14 protein-coding genes are annotated in these 19075 nt (G+C 61.5%); 10 read left to right on the forward strand and 4 right to left on the reverse strand.

The annotated features are described in order from the left end of the window. Positions 1 to 12 precede the first annotated feature (12 nt). The 4 genes from N2A98_RS26750 to N2A98_RS26765 all read left to right on the forward strand — a co-directional run bounded on the left by N2A98_RS26750 (position 13) and on the right by N2A98_RS26765 (position 8043). On the forward strand, positions 13 to 1005 hold the full coding sequence (locus tag N2A98_RS26750) for an AraC family transcriptional regulator (protein ID WP_078804067.1): 993 nt from the start codon (positions 13 to 15) through the stop codon (positions 1003 to 1005). A gap of 127 nt (positions 1006 to 1132) precedes the next feature. Further along, positions 1133 to 2167, forward strand: coding sequence for a histone deacetylase family protein (locus tag N2A98_RS26755; protein WP_044269965.1), 1035 nt, complete (start codon positions 1133 to 1135; stop codon positions 2165 to 2167). Then, a complete protein-coding gene (locus N2A98_RS26760; RefSeq protein WP_275622832.1) occupies positions 2164 to 3255 on the forward strand; it encodes a polyamine ABC transporter substrate-binding protein in 1092 nt (363 codons plus the stop codon). Before N2A98_RS26755 ends, N2A98_RS26760 begins: the two co-directional genes overlap by 4 nt. Positions 3256 to 3432: 177 nt before the next feature. Beyond that, complete coding sequence (locus tag N2A98_RS26765) at positions 3433 to 8043, forward strand: DUF6543 domain-containing protein (protein WP_275622833.1); 4611 nt, start codon at positions 3433 to 3435, stop codon at positions 8041 to 8043. A gap of 6 nt (positions 8044 to 8049) precedes the next feature. Here N2A98_RS26765 and N2A98_RS26770 read toward each other — a convergent pair whose 3' ends face one another. Further along, on the reverse strand, positions 8050 to 9588 hold the full coding sequence (locus N2A98_RS26770; protein ID WP_078804070.1) for a PLP-dependent aminotransferase family protein: 1539 nt from the start codon (positions 9586 to 9588) through the stop codon (positions 8050 to 8052). Between the two features lie 87 nt (positions 9589 to 9675). On the opposite strand from N2A98_RS26770, the gene N2A98_RS26775 reads away from it, so the two are divergent. Genes N2A98_RS26775 through N2A98_RS26785 form a run of 3 tightly spaced genes read left to right on the forward strand, consistent with a single transcriptional unit; the run spans position 9676 to position 11439 of the window. Beyond that, the gene (locus N2A98_RS26775) at positions 9676 to 10314 is read left to right on the forward strand and encodes an FMN-binding negative transcriptional regulator (RefSeq protein WP_044269972.1); all 639 of its coding nucleotides are present in this window, start codon (positions 9676 to 9678) and stop codon (positions 10312 to 10314) included. Then, positions 10311 to 10757: a GNAT family N-acetyltransferase gene (locus N2A98_RS26780; protein WP_047712112.1), complete on the forward strand. Its 447-nt coding sequence runs from the start codon at positions 10311 to 10313 to the stop codon at positions 10755 to 10757. Before N2A98_RS26775 ends, N2A98_RS26780 begins: the two co-directional genes overlap by 4 nt. A gap of 10 nt (positions 10758 to 10767) precedes the next feature. Further along, on the forward strand, positions 10768 to 11439 hold the full coding sequence (locus N2A98_RS26785) for a GNAT family protein (protein ID WP_044269976.1): 672 nt from the start codon (positions 10768 to 10770) through the stop codon (positions 11437 to 11439). Between the two features lie 124 nt (positions 11440 to 11563). On the opposite strand, the gene N2A98_RS26790 is transcribed toward N2A98_RS26785, so the two are convergent. Continuing rightward, positions 11564 to 12466, reverse strand: a complete 903-nt coding sequence (locus N2A98_RS26790; protein ID WP_069556863.1) for a homocysteine S-methyltransferase family protein — start codon at positions 12464 to 12466, stop codon at positions 11564 to 11566. A gap of 114 nt (positions 12467 to 12580) precedes the next feature. On the opposite strand from N2A98_RS26790, the gene N2A98_RS26795 reads away from it, so the two are divergent. Together N2A98_RS26795 and N2A98_RS26800 are read left to right on the forward strand one after the other, a co-directional pair. Then, the gene (locus N2A98_RS26795; protein ID WP_034134100.1) at positions 12581 to 13402 is read left to right on the forward strand and encodes an ABC transporter substrate-binding protein; all 822 of its coding nucleotides are present in this window, start codon (positions 12581 to 12583) and stop codon (positions 13400 to 13402) included. Continuing rightward, entirely contained in the window at positions 13399 to 14169 is a 771-nt protein-coding gene (locus N2A98_RS26800) for an amino acid ABC transporter permease (protein WP_014720547.1), read from the forward strand. The genes N2A98_RS26795 and N2A98_RS26800 overlap by 4 nt, the downstream gene beginning before the upstream one ends. Before the next feature lie 3 nt (positions 14170 to 14172). On the opposite strand, the gene N2A98_RS26805 is transcribed toward N2A98_RS26800, so the two are convergent. Both N2A98_RS26805 and N2A98_RS26810 read right to left on the reverse strand, forming a co-directional pair. Next, a complete protein-coding gene (locus N2A98_RS26805) occupies positions 14173 to 14451 on the reverse strand; it encodes a helix-turn-helix transcriptional regulator (RefSeq protein ID WP_044269982.1) in 279 nt (92 codons plus the stop codon). Continuing rightward, positions 14448 to 15788 carry a HipA domain-containing protein gene (locus N2A98_RS26810; protein ID WP_078466289.1) on the reverse strand — a complete coding sequence of 447 codons (1341 nt, stop codon included), beginning with the start codon at positions 15786 to 15788 and terminating at the stop codon, positions 14448 to 14450. Before N2A98_RS26810 ends, N2A98_RS26805 begins: the two co-directional genes overlap by 4 nt. A 223-nt stretch (positions 15789 to 16011) precedes the next feature. On the opposite strand from N2A98_RS26810, the gene N2A98_RS26815 reads away from it, so the two are divergent. Beyond that, positions 16012 to 18978 carry an autotransporter outer membrane beta-barrel domain-containing protein gene (locus N2A98_RS26815; RefSeq protein WP_275622834.1) on the forward strand — a complete coding sequence of 989 codons (2967 nt, stop codon included), beginning with the start codon at positions 16012 to 16014 and terminating at the stop codon, positions 18976 to 18978. The last annotated feature ends 97 nt before the right edge of the window (positions 18979 to 19075 follow it).

Consider the following 19075-nt stretch of genomic DNA (forward strand, 5'->3'; position numbering starts at 1 on the left):
CTGGACTCCATCATGCTGCATTCACACCTGACCACCCTCAATGCGGTCTCGCTGATCCTGGAGACGTTCAAGCCCGACGGCATCTGCAGCCAGACCCTGCTGGCTGGCAGTGGCATCGCCAGTGCCGACCTGAGCCGCGCCGACACGCGTATTACCACTCATCAGGAAATGCGCGTGTGTGCCAACGCCGTGGCGTTGCGCCGGGACATCGGCCTGGAACTGGGCCGGCGCATGCATGTGTCGTCCTACGGCATGCTCGGTTATGCACTGCTCACCAGTGCCACCTTCGGTGACGCTTTGCGCCTGGCCCTGCGCTACCCGGCGCTGTTGGGAACACTTTTTGAACTGAGCCTGGAAGAGGATGGCCAGCGCGTCTGGTTCAGCGCCACTGACTACCGCGAAGACCCAGCCCTGAGCGCCTTCAATGTCGAGTTCTGCCTGCTCTCGCTGAAAGTCATCTGCGACGACCTGCTCGGCCAGCCGTTGCCATTGCTCGGTGCACGCTTTGAATACCCAGCGCCCGACTATCGAGCACGCTACGCCGAACGCTTCGACTGCCCGCTGCAATTTGGCGCCGCCACTAACGCCTTTGCCTTCGACCGTGACTGGCTCGACCAGCCCCTGCCGCTGGCCGATGCCGTCACCCACTGCGCCATGGTGGAACGCTGCCGTCGGCAGAACGCCGAGTTCACCGGTCGCCAGGCCTGGCTGGGGCGGGTGCGCCTGTTACTGGCCGCGCAATTGAATGCCGCTCCGGGCCTGGATGGACTGGCAGGGCAAATGAACTGTTCGGCACGCACCCTGCGCCGGCATTTGCATGATCTGGGGTGCAGCTATCAGGAGTTGCTCGACGAGCTACGCTTCGAACGCGCCAAGCAGTTACTGGGGGAGGATGACCTGCCGATCTACCGCATCGCCGAACAACTGGGCTTTAGCGAGACCGCCAGCTTCAGGCATGCGTTCGTGCGCTGGAGCGGTGTGGCGCCGAGTCAGTTCAGGCCCTAGCAAGGGGCGAATAGCGGACAAACACATTGGCCATATCGATCCCCTTTTGGCCGCTCCTGCCGTTCTCCAAACCCCGGCGTCTGGCAACACTGCATGGCATACCCCTGAGCCTTTGGAGAACAACAACATGCTGACGATCTACTCGGACGATCATCATTTGCACCATGGCCGTTGTGAGCTGATGGACGGGCAACTGATGCCCTGCTTCGAAATGCCCTCGCGCGCCGACCATGTACTGCAACGCGTCAAAGAGCGGGAGCTGGGGCCGGTGCAGGCGCCGCAGGATTTCGGCCTGGCGCCGCTGCAACGTATCCACAGCCGCGACTACCTCGACTTCTTCAAAGACGCTTGGCAGCGCTGGACCGAATACGGCCAGGACGGCGACCTGCTGCCCTACACCTGGCCGGCGCGCACGTTGCGCCGCGTGTTGCCCACCAGCCTGCACGGCCAGTTGGGCTATTACAGTTTCGACGGTGGCGCGCCAATCACCGCAGGCACTTGGCAAGCGGCTTACAGTGCGGCGCAAGTGGCCCTTACGGCGCAGGCCGCCATCGCGCAAGGCGCCCACAGTGCCTTCGCCCTGTGCCGCCCACCGGGGCATCATGCCGCCAGCGATTTGATGGGTGGTTATTGCTACCTCAATAACGCGGCCATCGCGGCCCAGGCGTTCCTTGATCAGGGCTGCAAGAAGGTTGCGATCCTCGACGTGGATTACCACCATGGCAACGGTACGCAGTCGATTTTCTATGCGCGCAGCGACGTGTTGTTCACCTCGATCCACGGCCATCCGGAGGCGGAGTTTCCGTTCTTCCTCGGCTATGCCGATGAGCACGGTGAGGGCGCGGGCGTTGGTTTCAATTTCAACTATCCGTTGCCGGCCGGGTCCGGCTGGCAGGCCTGGAGCGCCGCGCTGGAACAGGCCTGCGCCGAAATCGAGCGCTACGCCGCCGACATCATCGTGGTGTCTCTGGGCGTGGACACGTTCAAGGACGACCCTATCTCACAGTTCAAGCTCGACAGCCCGGACTACCTGGCCATGGGCGCACGCATTGCCCGCCTGGGCAAACCCACGCTGTTCGTGATGGAAGGCGGCTACGCGGTGGAAGAAATCGGCATCAATGCCGTCAACGTGCTGGAAGGTTTCGAGGAAGCAGCCCAATGAACATGCTCAAGTCGCTCGCCCTGTGCGCCGTGGTTGTCAGCGGCGCAGCCCAGGCCGAAGAAAAAACCCTGAAGGTCTACAACTGGTTCGACTACATCACGCCCAAGGCGCTGGAAGACTTCAAGGCCCAGCACCCGTCGATCAAGCTGGTGTACGACATCTTCGACACCAACGAAGCCCTGGAAGCCAAGTTGCTCACCGGCAACTCCGGCTATGACGTGGTGGTGCCGTCCAATGTGTTCCTGGCCAAGCAGATCGAGGCCGGCGTGTTCCAGCCCCTGGACCGCAGCCAACTGCCCAACTGGAACCACCTTGATCCCAAGCTGATGAAGCTGATCGAGGCCAACGACCCCGGCAACCAGTACGCCGTGCCCTACATGTACGGCACCATCCTGATCGGCTTCAACCCCGCCAAAGTCAAGGCCGCCCTGGGCGACAACGCGCCCGTGGACAGCTGGGACCTGATCTTCAAGGAAGAGAACATCAGCAAGCTCAAGCAATGCGGCGTCGCCCTGCTGGACTCGCCCTCGGAGATCCTGCCCCTGGCCTTGCAGCACCTGGGCCTGGACCCCAACAGCAGCAACCCCAAGGACTACGACAAGGCCGAAGCGCTGTTGATGAAGATCCGCCCGTACGTCACCTACTTTCATTCCTCCAAATACATGGCCGACATCGCCAACGGCGATATCTGCGTGGCGGTGGGCTACTCCGGCAGCTTTTCCCAGGCCGCCAACCGCGCCAAGGAAGCCAAGAATGGCGTGACCGTGGACATGCGCCTGCCCAAGGAAGGCGCGCCGATCTGGTTCGACATGCTCGCCATCCCCAAGGGCGCCAGCAACCCGGGCGACGCCTACACCTTTATCAACTACCTGCTGCAACCCAACGTCATCGCGCCGATCAGCGACTTTGTCGGTTACCCCAACCCCAACAAGGACGCCAGCGGGTTGGTCGACCCGGCCATTCGCAACAACCCCAACCTGTACCCGACCGACGCGGCCATGGCCACGCTCTACACCCTTAAACCCCTGGACAGCAAAGCCGAACGCGCCAGGACGCGGGCCTGGACCAAGATCAAATCCGGGAAGTAACGCACCGGTTCTCTGGTTGGTCGTTTTTCTTTAATACGAGGGCCGCTTGCGCCCTCGCCACCCTTGCAGCACTGAGCGGTTGCGCCTCGACGTATCTACCGCCCTCACCGCCGTGGCGCTCGCTACCTTGCCCATTCCTGAAGCCCGTCCGGGCCATCGAATGCAGAGGAGCTGCGCATGCCCAATGACATCGCCAATAACCACCGCCCACCGACGACCTATGAACTGCTCACCCAACTGACCACTGGCCCCACCACCCGTGAAGTGGCCGGCACCACACTGCGCTCGGCGCTCAAAGAGCTGTACCCCACGCTGAATATCGACCCCGACCTGGCGGTGGTGGTCAGCCCTCAATGGGAGGTGGTCGGCGAGGCTGTCGAACGCGCCCCGGCACTTGTCGAATCGCTCACGTCGGTGCTCGCGCGTCAGGCGCTGTCCAGCGACAGAGTCACCTACATTGACGGCCAACACTTCCTGACGTTGCAGCCCAATGCAGCGGCACCTGCCCACCTGGCCGTGAAGATCGACGCCATCGCACGTCTGATCAACGAGCTGTCCGGCCTACTGTTCACCGCGTTCCAAGAACAGCAACTGGACTTCTGGAACGCATCCAACGGCGCCGCCGGCCCGCGCTGGCAGTCCTTCTCCAACGCCCTGCGCAAAGTATGGAACCTCACCCAAGAGCAAGGCTTGGATGAACACGAGTGCGCCATGGCGCGCACGGTGTTTCAGGAACCCGACCGGGCCAAGCGTTCACGCAAAGACCCTTACAACAGTCATGCCTACCTGGTTGATGTGGATATCCTGGCAGAGGGTCAATCCACCCACGTGAACTTTATGGACATCACCGTGTTAGTGGGCCAGTACCAGAAGCGCCAGATGGTCCTCACTTACTCATTGGTCAGTGGGTATGAAACGTTCGAATCATTGGCCGCGTTCGGTGCCTCGTTGCCCGCCCGGCTGAGTGCTCCAGAACGAGACACCACCTTGCAATGGCGCCTGTATGAACCCGACGGCAACTTCTTCGATGCCCTGGCCTGCATCCTGATTTCGCTGCAAATACAGGTGATTGCCAGTTTCGGCGAGACGGATGTACGGGAACAACCCCGTGCCCCCGGCGTGGTGAGCATCGTGCCCAGCATTGAAGAGATGAGCGATCATCAACTGTCGAGTATCCGCGACATTCACCAACAACTTCCCAACTGGCTGGCGTCGGCATCAGACTCCGATACCGCCGCCTACAGCCGCTACCTGATCGACCTGGCCCACCTGCACACCCACTACCATGGCGAGACCTTCCAGGACGGCATTCCAGCCATTCGTGACTATGCGCGAACCCAGTTGCAAAGCCGCATCCGCGCCCCGAAAAAGAACGCGCACTTGAACCTGGACAAGATCGAGATCGTCATCGAGAGCCCGGTCCTGTGGGGCACCTTTATCATCCCCGGTGCCGTGGACATTACCCGTCGCAGCCTGATCGACCTGGCCCTGGATAACCTCACCGGCCTACCCACCGGCAATACCACGGTGCACTACAACGGCAAGGACAACGGCGTACCCGACTGGCTGACCTACGGCTACCTGAAAGACGTAATCGAAGACATCGATATTGGCCAGTACTACCCTGCCCTGGTCAAACAGAAACTCCTGGAGGACCCGCAGCAATCCAGCCGACGACAGCTGCTCTACACCAGCCACTTGCAGGTGCAACTGCCGCTGCTGGCCCTGCAGATGAAGATTCGCCAACAGGGCGGTATCGATGAACGCGGTTACCGCTATGTCGCCGCGGTGATGCGTACCGAGGAACATGAGCGCCAGGTGGACGGGCAGCCTATCGTCATCCGCAACCTGGCGTTCGTGCCCACCCTGCGCCCTGGGCATGAACAAGATGGGGTCGCCAATATGTTCGTGATCGGCCCACGACAGTCCGACGCTGGCCCCTGCGTGCTCTATCGGCCACTGCTTGAACCGGCGCTGCTGCAATTTGCGTCGCGGCAAAACCTGCTGTACGCCATCAAACATGAACGATCGTTGCGCGAATCGGTTTTGGCCTGGCTGCCCGAGGCACAACGGTTCAATTACGCCCAATACGTATTCCCCGACACCTTGCCGTCGCCTTGGACGGTGGTGCGTGCGCTGGTCGAGCCTCTGACCGTGCTGTACATGAGCGGCCCGATCACGCTGACCGATGAAGAAGTGGGCAATGACACACTGGCCACGCTGTTCAAGGCCAATGCCAATGCCCTGGTCGAATTGGCAACCCGCCAATCGGTGTCCAACGTGCAAAAGCGCTGGGCGACCTTTCGGCATGCCGGCTGGCAGATATTCAATGCCGCATTGCCGTTCATGGGCCGCACCCTTGGCGTCGCCGCCTGGATCTGGCAAATCATGGACGACCTGCAAGCCGCCGAGGAAGCGGTGAACAAGGACGACTCGCCCGCGTCCTGGACAGCGTTGGTGGACGTATTCCTCAACCTGGGCATGGCGCTGACCCTGCACATCGCCCTGCGCCACCCTCGCGCACTGGAGCATTTCGAGACTCCCAAGGTCGAGACCGAATCCGAATCAACCGCCCTCCAAACGATAGATAAGCCTGCAGTGCCCGAGGCAGCATTCAACGCAGATCAGCAAGCCAATATTCCCGACAGCCAAATACCCGCCAAGCATCAAGGCCCGGTGCACATCAGCGGCGCCCTGAGTCATAGCCGCCTGGGCCTGGCCAGCACACTCGACAGCTTCAGCGTGACCAAACCTGAGGCACTGGGCGAACAGAACAAAACCCCCGGTCGCCACCTGAATCTCTATGCGCTTGCAGACAAGTGGTATGCCCCGGTGGGCAAGCGTTGGTTCGAGGTGATGGTCGACGACAATGACAGCGTCATCGTCATCGACCCGAACACCCCATCGCGCACCGGCCCACCGCTGATCGGCAACCTGGCGGGCCAGTGGTTTGTGGATGTTCGGCTGCGACTGCGCGGCGGTGGCCTTCGAAACCGTCGGCGGGCAGTCAAGGTCGATCAGCCTGCGCGCATTTCGGCGCTCAAGACTTCGCTCAACGCTTTCGATGCGGTCGCCGCCAGCAAGCAACTGGACGTGCTTGAATCCAAGCCCGCGCTGGACGCCGCTGCCGGCCCTTCCACCGACCAGCAGCGCAGTGCGTTCCTCGGTAAAGTCGATGGCCGACTGGTCGAATACGACGAAGCGATCAGCCAGTTGAAGTCCTTGAGCATCATCGACACGGTACCCACCTACCAGAGCAACATGAGCGGCTACCTGAAGCAACAAGTGCAATTGACTCAGATTGCCTTGGAACAGCAACTGGTGAGCTACAAGGAGGCGCTGCTGTCGTCGTCGCCCGTCCTTGAAGCCGAGGCAGATATTAACTATCAGGACCAGGCACAAAGCGCACAGAACCTGTCCACTCTGAACAGGGGGATCATCGAGCGCCTGGCGTTCATCAACGAGCGTTTCGGCGACCTCAAAGCCCTGGGAGATGAAGGCGCAGCCGTCATTCGTAAAACCATGGAATCATTGCCCTCGTTCACGCTTATCGAACTCAAGGCACTGGATATCAGCTTGGGCCGCTACCTGTGTATCGACGAAGCGCAAAGCCAGATCCCAGCCACACTGCGCGAGCGAATGGGCCAGGTCGTCGATACCGCTGAACTCAACGTCGAAAGTTTCGTTGAGATCGTGGAGCGCGGTAACGGTACGTCGCTGGATGAACGCATTGACGTCCTGGACAGCCTGGTTGAGCAATTTTCCAGCGCCGATCAGCGCCTGCTGGACCTGCACGCCGATTACCCGCGGTACCTGCTCAAGCCTCGCTTGGAAAGCCTACGCCAGCAGATTGGCGAATTCAGCCAGCGGGCCGTGCGCGACCTGGCTTACCTCCTGCGCCAGAAAAAAGCGCTGGAACCCAAGCCCGGCAGCTCAAAGGCAGAGCCCCCGCCACGGCGCAAAGTCATCAAGACACGCCATCACGGCCTGGTGATGGGCGAACCGCGTGAAACCGACAGCAGCCTGGTGGACATCAAGGCCGGCGTCACCGGCAAAGTGATCGCCACGTTCCACGAAAAGGCGCCCGGCGTGTGGGTCAAACGGCAGAAAACCTCGTCACAGCCACCTGCGCCTGCGTCCGTTGACCTGGACACCAGCATCAACGCCGGGCAAACGCTACTGGATGGAGAACAGACTGAAATCCGCAAAAACCAGGGGTTCTCCAGGAAGCCCTGGCACGCACCGCAGGACATTCAAGACATGTTCAATGCCTATGCCAGGAGGCTTGAAAGCGCATCCAACAACATTGAAGAGGCCCTGACTCGCCGCAACCTTACCGAGAGCGATCACACTTCCGCCGCCTCGACCAACCGTAAGCTCAACGAGGCGGCACAACGGTTTTATCGGCTCGGCAAAAAAACCTACCTGGAGATGGTCAAACATCAAGCACCCACTGCCGAGCGCGTGGAGTGGCTGCATAGCCAAGGCTTGATCCGCATCGTCAAGGTCGTGAGCCGCCGCGCACTCAAAGGGCCCAACAAGGGCTATCTGGACGAGTACGAGATTCGCGATAAAGAGAGCGGCAGGGTGTTGTGGTACGCGCACTTTCACTATGGGACGAAGGATGCCGCCCTTGAGGATTTCACCGCAGACCACCTCAAGACTCGCGAACAACAAGGGCTCGGGGGGTCCCATCAACGCACTGGCCCCAATGACTGGGACATCATCGAGATTCACCGCCGCAAGATCGGCAAGCCACTGGCCAAGTCGCTGTTCTTCAACACCTGAACGTCTTTACGGCAACCACGCCTGATGCAAACGTGCCAGCGCTTGTGCGATGTCGGCTTCGGGCACGGCGGCAAACCCCATCACCAGGCCGGCACGCTGGTCCGCAGGTGGGCTGGCGCCTGCCAACCAATAGCTGCTCAGGCCGTTGATTTCGACACCTGCAGCATGGGCCTGGGCGAGCAGTACCTGTTCACGTGCCAGGCTTTCCACCCGCACCGTCATGTGCAGCCCGGCCGCAACGCTGGGCAAGGGCCCGACGCCGGGCAAGCCATCGGGCCAACCGGCCAGCAAAGCATTGCGTCGGCTCAATGCGGCGCGGCGCATGCGGCGAATGTGGCGCTGGAAATGCCCCGCCGCCATAAACTCGGCCATCACCGCCTGGGTGCTGACCTCGGAATGGCGCACGTCCACGGCGCGGCGCCGGGTGAAGGCTTGCACCAGGCCCGGGGGCAACACCAGGTAACCCAGGCGCAACGCCGGGAACGCTACCTTGCCGAAGGTGCCGACGTACAGCACGCGGCCATTGCGATCCAGCGCAGCCAACGGTGACAGCGGTGCGCCGCTGTAGCGGTACTCACCGTCGTAATCGTCCTCCACGATCCAACCGCCTGAACGTTCGGCCCAGGCCAGCAATTCCAGGCGCCGTGCCAGGCTCATCACCACCCCCAGCGGGTACTGATGGGAAGGCGTGACATACGCCACACGGCAGTCATTGAGAGTACCGAGCACTTGGCAATCCATGCCCTCGCCGTCGACCGGCACGCCATGCAGTTGCCCGCCGGCCAACGCGAATGCATGGCCGGCCGCGCGGTAACCGGGGTTTTCCACTGCCACGCCGTCCCCAGGCTCTACCAGCAACTGTGCACAAAGGCTGATGGCCTGCTGTGCGCCACTGGTGATCACAATTTGTTCAGCCGTGCATTGCATGCCGCGCGAGCTGCGCAGGTACGCGGCGATCAAACCGCGCAGACGGCCGTCACCTGCCGGGTCGCCATAGCACAGCTGTTCCAGGTCGGGTTTGCGCCAGAACGCCCCATTAAGCTTGGCCCAAACCTCAAACGGGAACAGATCAAAGGCCGGTACACCCACGCGAAAGGCCCGAGGCGGCCCCAAAGGCGGCTGGGGCAAGTGATGGTCTTTTACCCGTGCCAACCCGGCACTGTGGATAACTTCATCGTCCAAATCTTCGGGCAAATTCGCCCATTTTGTGGATAACCCTGGGGATAAGCCTGTTGACAACCCTGTGGATACTTTTGTGGATAGTTTTTTGGCCATCGGCAGTTGGGCAACGTAGGTGCCATCACCTACCCGGCTCTCGATAAACCCTTCGGCATACAGCTGATCGTAGGCGCGCACCACGCTGTTGCGGGAAATCGACAAGGCCGCCGCCAGATCTCGGGTTGCGGGCAACCGCGTGCCACTGACCAGTCGCCCATCGAGCACCCGCTGGCGCAGGGCCTCATAGAGTTGGCGCGTGAGGCCCTGGCGGCGGTCCAACTCGATACCGGCGGGGTTGAAGGACAACGGCGGCGAAATGGGCGGCATATTGGACCTATGAAAATAGCGCTAGATGGCTCTTACAACGAACCAATAGCCTGCCTAGGATGCAGGCATTCGCCAAGGAAAATCTCCATGTACACACCCCGCGCCTTTGCTCTCGATGACTTGCCCGAAATCCAGCAACTGATCCAGCACACCCGTCTGGCGCAGTTGGTAACCGTGGGTGAAAACGGCCTGCAAGCCAGCCACTTGCCCTTGCTGCTCAACCCCGATGAAGGGCCCAACGGCACGCTGTACGGTCACTTGGCCAGGGCCAACCCACAGTGGCGCGAGCTGCAAAATGGCAGTGAGGCGCTGGTGATCTTCGCCGGTGCCGACGCCTATATCAGCCCGGCGTTTTACCCCGCCAAGGCCGAGCACGGCAAAGTGGTGCCTACCTGGAACTACATCGCCGTGCACGCCTATGGCACGCCTGAGGTGTTCAGTGACGCCGAGCGCTTGCTCAAGGTGGTCACCGCCCTCACCGACCGCCATGAAAGCGGCCGCGCCCAACCCTGGCGTGTCAGCGACGCACCGGCGGACTACATTGACGGCATGCTCAAAGCCATCGTCGGCTTCGCCCTGCCGATCGAGCGCCTGGTGGGCAAACGCAAACTCAGCCAGAACCGCAGCGCGGCCGACATGGCCGGTGTGCGTGACGGCCTGGCCGCCAGTGCCGATGTACGCGACCAGACCCTGGCCCGCTTTATTCCCCAAGGAGTTTCAGAATGAGCTTGATCGACATTCGCCAGGTTACAGCGGCTGACCACGCCGCCTGGTTGCCGCTGTGGCAGGCGTACTTGAAGTTCTATAACACCGAACTGCCGGACGCCGTCAGCCAGAGCACCTGGCAACGCCTGATCGACCCCAGCGAGCCGACCCATTCGGCACTGGCCTGGCAGGACGGCAAGGCGGTGGGCATGGTCAACTTCATCTACCATCGCTCCAACTGGAGCATCGAGAACTCCTGCTACCTGCAGGACTTGCTGGTAGACCCGGCTCAACGTGGCACCGGCGTGGGTCGTCAGTTGATTGAATTCGTCTACGCCACCGCCAAGGCCGATGGCTGCTGCAAGGTGCACTGGTTGACCCATGAGACCAACGCCACCGCGATCCAGCTCTACGAGCGCATCGCCGAACGCCCAGGCTTCATTCAATTTCGCAAAGGTCTCTAAGGAGCGCAGCATGACTACTTCCCTCGCCGACTGGAAAGGCGCCCCGGCGCCCACCGCGCACCTGCTTGAAGGGCGTTTTATCCACCTGGAAAAGCTCGACCCGGCGCGCCATGCCGACCAACTGTGGCAAGCCCTTGAAGGCCCAGGAGCCGACCCGAAGCTGTGGGATTATTTGCCCTACGGCCCGTTCACCGAGCGCAGTGCCTTCGACGCCTGGTTGAACAACCACGCCGCCCACAACGACCCGTACTTTTTCAGCGTGATCGACCGTGCGACGGGCCAGGTCCAGGGCATCCTCAGCCTGATGTCCATCGTCCCGGCGCAAGGGCGTATCGAAATCGGCCACGTCACCTTCGGCGCGCCGATGCAGCGCTCGCCGAAAAGCACCGAAGCGGTGTACCTGCTGGCCAAGTATGCGTTCGAGCAGGGCTACCGTCGGCTGGAGTGGAAGTGCAACAACGGCAACGCGCGGTCCAAGTACGCAGCCGAGCGCTTGGGGTTCAGTTTTGAAGGGGTATTCCGCCAGCACATGGTGGTCAAAGGCCAGAACCGCGATACGGCGTGGTATTCGATCCTGGATTCGGAATGGCCGAAGGTCGGTGCCGGGTTTGAGGCGTGGTTGTCGGAGGCGAACCAGAGTGGTTCGGGCCAACTGAAGACACTCACAGAGTGCCGAGGCTGAACCTCACCATAAAACAATGTGGGAGCGGGCTTGCTCGCGAATACGGAGTGCCAGGCAACACTGCTGTGACTGAACCATCGTTTTCGCGAGCAAGCCCGCTCCCACAGTTTTGACCAGCGGTGAATCAGTGGGTCAGGCGCTGGGCCAGCACCGCAATATGCTCCGGTCCGATGCCGCAGCATCCACCCAGATGGCTAGCGCCGCGCGCTTGCCAATCTGCCGCCCAGTGCAGGTAACCCGGCGGGTCGAGGTCGTCGCGCAACGGGTCCAGGCCATCGTTGGCCGTGGCTTCCTTGGGTTGCGGTGGGAAGGCGTTGGCGTAGGCGCCGATCTGAATCGCTACACCCAATCGTTCGAAGGTTGCCCGCGCCGCATCAATGGCCGCGCCGATCACTTCCGGCTGGCTGCAGTTGAACAGCAATACCTGCACACCTAGCTGCGCCGCCGCCTCGGCTGCGTCCACCACCGGTTCGCCGGAGCGCAGGCGCGGCACCTCGTCGGTGTCTTCATCTTTCAAGGTAAACGACAGCCAGAACGGCTTGCCATCCTTAGGCAGCCCGGCATGGATCGCCCGTGCTTCAGCGATCGAGCTCTGGGTTTCCGCCAGCCACAGGTCTACATGCGGGGCCAGGCCGTTCACCAAGGGGGTGAGCAACTCACTGACGCGCTCGGCCTGGAACAGATCAGGGCGATAAGAGCCAAACAGCGGCGGCAGTGAGCCGGCGACCTGCACGGTTTTACCGGAGGCTTGCACCGCCCGTCGCGCCAACTCACCGGCCAGGGCGGCCAGCGCCTGGCCTTCTTCGGCAAACCGCGCTTCGCCAATGTGGAACGGCACCACCGCGTAACTGTTGCTGGTGATCACATTGGCACCACTGTCGATGTAGGCCGCGTGCACCGCCTCCACCGCTTGCGGCGCTTCGCTCAAGGCCAGTGCCGACCATTCCGGCTGGCGGAACGGCGCGCCACGGCGTTGCAGTTCACGGCCCATGCCGCCATCGAGAATTACTGTGCTTACTGCGCCCATATGCTTTTTACTCATATGCTTATGAAAATAACTCACTATGAGAGTCGTTCTTATAACTATTTAATGCGTACCGTTCGGTTAATAACAACCTCTTTTTTATTCGGGTGTTCGATTTTGAAATTCAGACCGCTGTTGGCCCTGGGCCTGACGATGTTGGCTGCTTCAACCCAAGCCTTTGGCGGTGCCACGCTGGATCGTGTCGAGCAAAAGAAAGAACTGGTCGGCGTGCTGATGGAAAGCTATCCGCCGTTTTCATTTCTCAATGACCAGAACCAGCTCGACGGTTTCGACGTGGACGTGGCCAAGGCCGTGGCACAAAAACTGGGCGTAAAGTTGCGCCTGGAAACCCCGTCCTGGGACGTGATCGCCGCCGGCCGCTGGAGCGGGCGCTACGACATTTGCATCTGCTCCATGACCCCTAGCAAAGCACGCGCCGAGGTGTTCGACTTCCCGGTGGAGTACTACGCTTCGCCGGCCGTGATCGTGGTCAATGCCAAGGACGATCGCATCCACGAAGCCCGGGACCTGAGCGGCAAGAAAGTCGGCCTCACAAGCGCCTCCAGCTACGAAAGCTACTTGAACAAGAACCTGGTGATCGAAGGCGCTGAAGACACGCAATTGCAGTACCCGTTCGAGGAGGTGCAGATCGCCCCGTACGACACCGACAACGTGGCGTTCCAGGATCTGGGCTTGGGCGCTGGCGTGCGCCTGGACGCGATCCTCACCAACCTGGTCACCGCGCAGCCGCGCCTGAGCCAGGACAAGCGCTTCAAGCTCGCCGGTGCGCCGCTGTACTCGGAGCCCAACTCGGTGGCCATCGAGAAAGGCGACCCGCAGTGGGACAGCAAAGTGCGTGAGGTCTTCGCCCAGCTCAAGCAGGACGGCACCTTGAGCGCGCTGTCGCAAAAATGGATCGGCGCCGATATCAGCCGATGAGTTTTCGCCTACGGCTTTACCTGACCTGGGCGGCACTGTTCGCCCTGTTTGCGAGTTTCTTCCTGAGCTTTGACCTGAAGTTCTCGATCATCCTCGACAAGCTGCCCAACCTCGTCGGCCTGCACCTTGCGCCCAACGGCTTCCTGCAAGGCGCGGCGCTAACGCTGTTCTTGTGCCTGTGCGCCATCGTCGCCTCATCGGTGCTGGGCTTTATCACCGCATTGGGGCGCCTGTCGAAAAGTGCGGTGGCGTTCGGCATCGCCAGTTTCTACGCCTCGTTCTTTCGCGGCACACCGCTGCTGATCCAGATCCTGTTGATCTACCTGGGCCTGCCGCAACTGGGGCTAGTGCCAGGCGCCATCGTCGCCGGGATCATCGCGCTGTCGCTGAACTACGGCGCCTACCTGAGCGAGATTTTCCGCGCCGGCATCCTCGGCGTGCCCCATGGCCAACGCGAGGCCGCGCTGGCCCTGGGCATGCGCGACAGGGCGATCTTCTGGCACGTGACCCTGCCCCAGGCCATGCGCACCATCATCCCGCCGGCCACCAACCAGTTCATCTCGATGCTCAAGGACTCCTCCCTGATTTCGGTGATGGGCGTGTGGGAAGTGATGTTCCTGGCGCAGTCCTATGGCCGTTCAAGCTACCGCTATATCGAGATGCTCACGACGGCGGCGATCATTTATTGGGTGATGTCCCTGGGGCTGGAATTGATCCAGGCGCGCATGGAGCGGCATTTCGGCAAGGGCTACGTGCGGCGCGGTTGAAGGTCAGGGCCCGTTGCGCCGCACCTTGACCACGCCCATCTGCAAACCGAAGGGCCGAAACACGGCATTCAGCGATTTCAGGGTTGGGTTGCCCTCGCCATGTTCGATATGCACCAGGGTGCGCACCGAGATCTTGCACATTCTGGCGAACTGGCTTTGGTGCAGGCCGGTCACTTCGGTGCGCAGGCGGCGCACGGCGGCGCCCAGCTCGAGCGAGCCATCGGCCAAGCCTTGTTCGACGCTGTCGATCAACAACGCACGGGCGTCCATGCTGGTAGTCATCTCAACCCCCACTGCTTGAGGCGCAGGTCCAGTTTGCCCAATGGGATGCTGGGGTGATTCAAGGTCACAGCGGGCACGCCACTGGTCACCAGAAGATCCGGTAATGCACGCAGGTGCTCGGCTGTTTGTCGCAGGCGTTCAAAGCTTTGCTCGGGGTCGACGAGGTCGGCCAGAGCCTCGCATACCGCTCGCCAATTGATATCCCCGGCGATTTCCAAGGGTTTGGGCCATTTGGTGGTTCGAGTGACAGCTTCAGCGTCCATTACCATGGGTGCCAAATCATAAATGGGGGCCAGGCGCAGCGCCTTGGGCTCGCGGATGATCGATGTATTGCGGCCGTGGTTATCCGAATTACCCAGCACTTTATTCAGCAAATCCCGGCGCAGGTACTCTGCGACCAGATCTGCGATGTGGTCCCCTTGCCCCACTGCTCGCCATTGATCGACCAACAGCCTCACCACCTCCAGATGATCCATGTAGCTGCCAGGGGTGGTCACACAGGCCAAGGAATAGATCGACTCGACGGCCAGCCGTTCAACACCGCCCTCACCCAGCCTGCGATCAAAACGATGCATCCACAGGCTGGGTTTTGTCGCCTCTTCCAGCGCCAGCCCTTGGGTGGCGACCGTTTCGATGCCAAGAGACTCAAGCGCCCGGTAATAGTGGTACTCACTTCGCAGGATATCTTGATCAGTCTGCGTAGCCTGGTTGCGCGCGAACTTGATGAACCAGTGCTGAGCGACGTCAGCGTCATTCAGGATCGCGTCTGGATACAGCAAGCCATCTACGCCTTGGGTCATCAACAATTTCGGTGCCTCGCCCCCTGCTCCGGTAGCACCGCCGATGGCAGCACCTTGTTCATAGGCATATTCCAGGAAGCGGCTATCGCGACTGACGACCTCATGTCGTGCAAATCCCATCGGTGTTTCACCGCTCAGGGCTTGGATGGACTCCTTGATCCGCATGTTGCCAATCGGCGCCGGCGTACTGCGCCCCAGCAAGAACAAGTCGTCATCGATGGCCTGGGGTTTCTCACGACCAAGACGCTGCATCAAAAAGCGCTTGGCTGCGCCGGCTGGCGCAATATCGTGCAAAAAAGCGGGGGCTGACTTGAGCACCGTAACGTCCCAATCCAGCGGGAACCGGGCACTGGCCGCGTAGCAAAAAGGCTGCTGGATCTCTTCGAGGTGATCGGCCAGATAATCCTGGCGGTAATGAAACCTGCAGGGCCCGACAAAACCCCGTTGCGGTTCAGGAAATTCAAGCCGCATAGCATCATGCCAGTGCCCGGCGGTGAAAATCTGCAGCGTCAAAGAGTAAGCGGTGTCTTTCTGCAATTTAGTGCACCTGCTAAGCAGTGATGAGAGCGACACATGCAATATAGTGCATTTCTCACTCATAGAGCGTCTTTATATATGCATTAAAATGCAGATATGGAGGGGAAAGACCTGGAGATATGCAATTTAATGCATACGACTTGACCGTCATCTCTGCGACACATTCCTGCAACGACCTTGCGCTATACCAATCGACTCGCTTGCCATAACAAGGTCGTCCAGCATGCCCCCGTCTCCTCAACGCCTCGCGCTCGCCATCACCCTGTTGGTCAGCGGCGGTTTCATTGAAGCCGCCGCAGCAAAAAACCTGCAGATCGACACACCTACTACCCAGGGGCAAACCCTGGGTGGCAGTGATACGTTGACCACGTCGGCGCCTGGCAGCATTACAACTTCCGGGGTAGCGGTGACGCTCAAGGACGGCACCCGCGGTGAGGGGGTGGTAGTCACCAACGCGGGCAAGCTGGCCTCCACTGGCGGCCGGGGTATCGACAGTTCGGGCAGTGTCAGCGGGGAGCGCAGGTACAGCATTTACAACCTTGCCGGTGGGGTGATCCAAGGCGCCAATGATGCGTTGCGCATCAACAGTAACGTTGCCAGCGGCAGCGTGCTGATCGACAACAGCGGCACCCTTCGCTCGGCCACCGGCCAAGGGCTGGACCTGGATGCGCTGCGCAGCAGTAACGTCACCACCACGATCATCAACCGTGCCGGTGGCTTGATTCGCGGGGAGGCCAGCGACGGCATGAAGACCGGCGCCAACGCCTCTATCACTAACTACGGCGAGATTTCCACCGGCGACACCTTCTCCCGCGATGACAAGTTCGATGGCGTGGACATCGACTCCGCCAGCGGCGTGACGGTCACCAATTACGGCCTGATTTCCGGTGGCCGCCATGGCATCACCACGGACGAGGGCGCCACGCTGACCAACTACGGCACGGTGATCGGCCGCAACGGCTCAGGCTTTGGTTCCGATGGCGACGGCACTGTGGTCAACCACGGCACCATCATCGGCGCGTTCTCCGGGTTGCAACCGGATGGCGACGGTGACGGTGTGGACATCGACAAGATCGCGCATATCGAAAACTACGGTGTTATCCAGGGCGTCGGCGCCGGGGGTGTCGACAAGAACGGCTTCGCCAACGGCAGCGAAGGGATCGCCCTGGGCGGTGGCTCTCTCTACAACGCCAAAGGCGCGCTGATCAGTGGTGCCAACAATGCCATCCTGGTGGACGACGGCAGCGACGGGCCGGGGCTCGCGGCCACCACCCTGGAGAACCACGGCACGATTGAAGGCCTGGATGGCTTTGGCGTGAAGTTCGTCGGCAACTTTGCCGACACGGTCATCAACAGCGGCACCATAAGCGGCAGTAATGGCCTGGCCCTGGATTTGGGCGGCGGCGATGACCAGCTGATCTTGCGCAACGGCAGCCGCTTTATTGGCACGGTGGACGGCGGCAGCGGTTACGACCGACTGACCCTGGACGACGTCGCCGGTGGCAGTTTTGGCGACAGCCGCAACCTCGAACGGTTGGAGGTCAAGCAAGGCACCTGGACGTTGACCGGCCAGGGTGACTTCAGCGACGGCGGCGAAATTTCCAGCGGTGCCACGCTGGTCAACCAAGGCGGCATTGCCGGTAACGTGACGGTCGACGCAGGCGGTGTGTATGCCGGCGGCGGCTCGGTGGGCAGCCTGGTGGTGAACGGCACCCTGCAGACCAACACCGCGCTGGGCACCGCCAGCATCAACCGCGACTTGCGCATGGGCAGCGGCTCGACCCTGGCCTATGGCGTCAACGCCGACGGCAGCAGCGCGCCGATCAAGGTCGGCGGCACCGCTTACCTCAATGGCGCGACGCTGGCGGTCAACCCCGGCGAAGGCACCTACCCCTGGCAAAGCCATTACAGCGTGCTGCAAGCCGGCAGCATCAATGGCACGTTTGGCAAGGTCACCAGCGACTACGCCTTCCTGACCCCGACCCTGGATTACAGCCCCACTCAGGTCGGCCTTACGTACACCCGTAACGACATCGCCTTCAACCAGTTCGCCAACACCGGCAACGGCGCCAGCGCCGCCAACAGCCTGGCGGGCCTGGGCACGACCAATCCGCTGTACAACGCCCTGCTCAATACCACCACCGGCACAGCCGGTGCCGCTATCGAGCAACTGGCGGGCAGCAGCACCGCCAACCTCACCAGCGCCACCCTCAATGCCAGTGCGCAAGTGGGCAACAGCATGCTCGCCGCCATGCACCAGGTGGGCGGCGGTGCGGGACTGCTGGTAGGGCTCAATGACAAAGATACACCGGTACTGGCCGCCACCGGCGTGCCCGCCGAGGTGCGCAACCTCAATGACCCGAATGCCCGCGGCCGACTGTGGCTGCAAGGCATCGGCAGCTACGGCAAGCTTGATGGCGAGCACGGCAGCAACGGCTTGACCCAACGCACCAAAGGCACAGTGCTCGGCGCCGATTGGGCGCTGGACAGCGACTGGCGCCTGGGTGTGCTGGGCGGTTACTCCAAGACCGACCTGGACACCACCGGTGTGGACGGCAGCGTCGACAGCTGGCACGCCGGCGTCTATGCCCTGCGCCAGAGCGGCCCATTGGCGTTGCGCCTGGGTGCGGCCTACAGCGGGCACCAGGGCGACAGTAAACGCACGGTGGCCTTCAACGGTTTTAACGACCGCCCCAAAGGCGACTATGACGCCAACAGCCAGCAGGCTTTTGCGGAACTGGGCTACGCCCTGGGCAGCGGTCGCTTGAGCGCAGAACCGTTCGCCAACCTCGGCTACCAGCGCTACCAGCGCGACGGCTATAACGAAAAAGGCGGCGCCGCTGCACTGCATGTCGAGGGCCAGACCCAGGACAACTTCAGCAGCACCTTCGGCCTGCGCTTGGCGCACCTGAGCCAGCTGGACAACGGCGTCAGCCTCACACCCCGCGCCAGCCTTGGCTGGAAGCACACCTATGGCGATGTCGACAGCACCACACGCCAGGCTTTCCTGGCCGGTGGCACCGCCTTCAATGTGCAAGGCAGCGCCCTGGACCGCGACAGCCTGTTGCTCGAAGCAGGCCTGGACGTAGGCTTATCCGCCCGTCATCGCCTGGGCTTGGGCTATACCGGCGAAGTGGGCAGCAACAGCCGCAACCATGCGCTGACCGGCCAATGGCAGATGAGTTTTTAATCGCACCGTACTAGAGACAACTCCCGCACATCAGCGGTCGATAGGCTGACAGTTATCCCCCCGCGCCTCGCCTAAATTCCCGGCCTCATTCATCAGA

Origin of the sequence: Pseudomonas sp. FJ2-5-13 (assembly GCF_029201605.1) — a bacterium.
Lineage (GTDB): Bacteria > Pseudomonadota > Gammaproteobacteria > Pseudomonadales > Pseudomonadaceae > Aquipseudomonas > Aquipseudomonas lactis.

Excerpts from the sequence above, each read along its gene's own strand:
- N2A98_RS26750 (WP_078804067.1), top strand. The coding sequence starts at position 13 with ATGCTGCATTCACACCTGACCACCCTCAATGCGGTCTCGCTGATCCTG.
- N2A98_RS26755 (WP_044269965.1), top strand. The coding sequence starts at position 1,133 with ATGCTGACGATCTACTCGGACGATCATCATTTGCACCATGGCCGTTGT.
- N2A98_RS26760 (WP_275622832.1), top strand. The coding sequence starts at position 2,164 with ATGAACATGCTCAAGTCGCTCGCCCTGTGCGCCGTGGTTGTCAGCGGC.
- N2A98_RS26765 (WP_275622833.1), top strand. The coding sequence starts at position 3,433 with ATGCCCAATGACATCGCCAATAACCACCGCCCACCGACGACCTATGAA.
- N2A98_RS26770 (WP_078804070.1), bottom strand. The coding sequence starts at position 9,588 with ATGCCGCCCATTTCGCCGCCGTTGTCCTTCAACCCCGCCGGTATCGAG.
- N2A98_RS26775 (WP_044269972.1), top strand. The coding sequence starts at position 9,676 with ATGTACACACCCCGCGCCTTTGCTCTCGATGACTTGCCCGAAATCCAG.
- N2A98_RS26780 (WP_047712112.1), top strand. The coding sequence starts at position 10,311 with ATGAGCTTGATCGACATTCGCCAGGTTACAGCGGCTGACCACGCCGCC.
- N2A98_RS26785 (WP_044269976.1), top strand. The coding sequence starts at position 10,768 with ATGACTACTTCCCTCGCCGACTGGAAAGGCGCCCCGGCGCCCACCGCG.
- N2A98_RS26790 (WP_069556863.1), bottom strand. The coding sequence starts at position 12,466 with ATGGGCGCAGTAAGCACAGTAATTCTCGATGGCGGCATGGGCCGTGAA.
- N2A98_RS26800 (WP_014720547.1), top strand. The coding sequence starts at position 13,399 with ATGAGTTTTCGCCTACGGCTTTACCTGACCTGGGCGGCACTGTTCGCC.
- N2A98_RS26805 (WP_044269982.1), bottom strand. The coding sequence starts at position 14,451 with ATGACTACCAGCATGGACGCCCGTGCGTTGTTGATCGACAGCGTCGAA.
- N2A98_RS26815 (WP_275622834.1), top strand. The coding sequence starts at position 16,012 with ATGCCCCCGTCTCCTCAACGCCTCGCGCTCGCCATCACCCTGTTGGTC.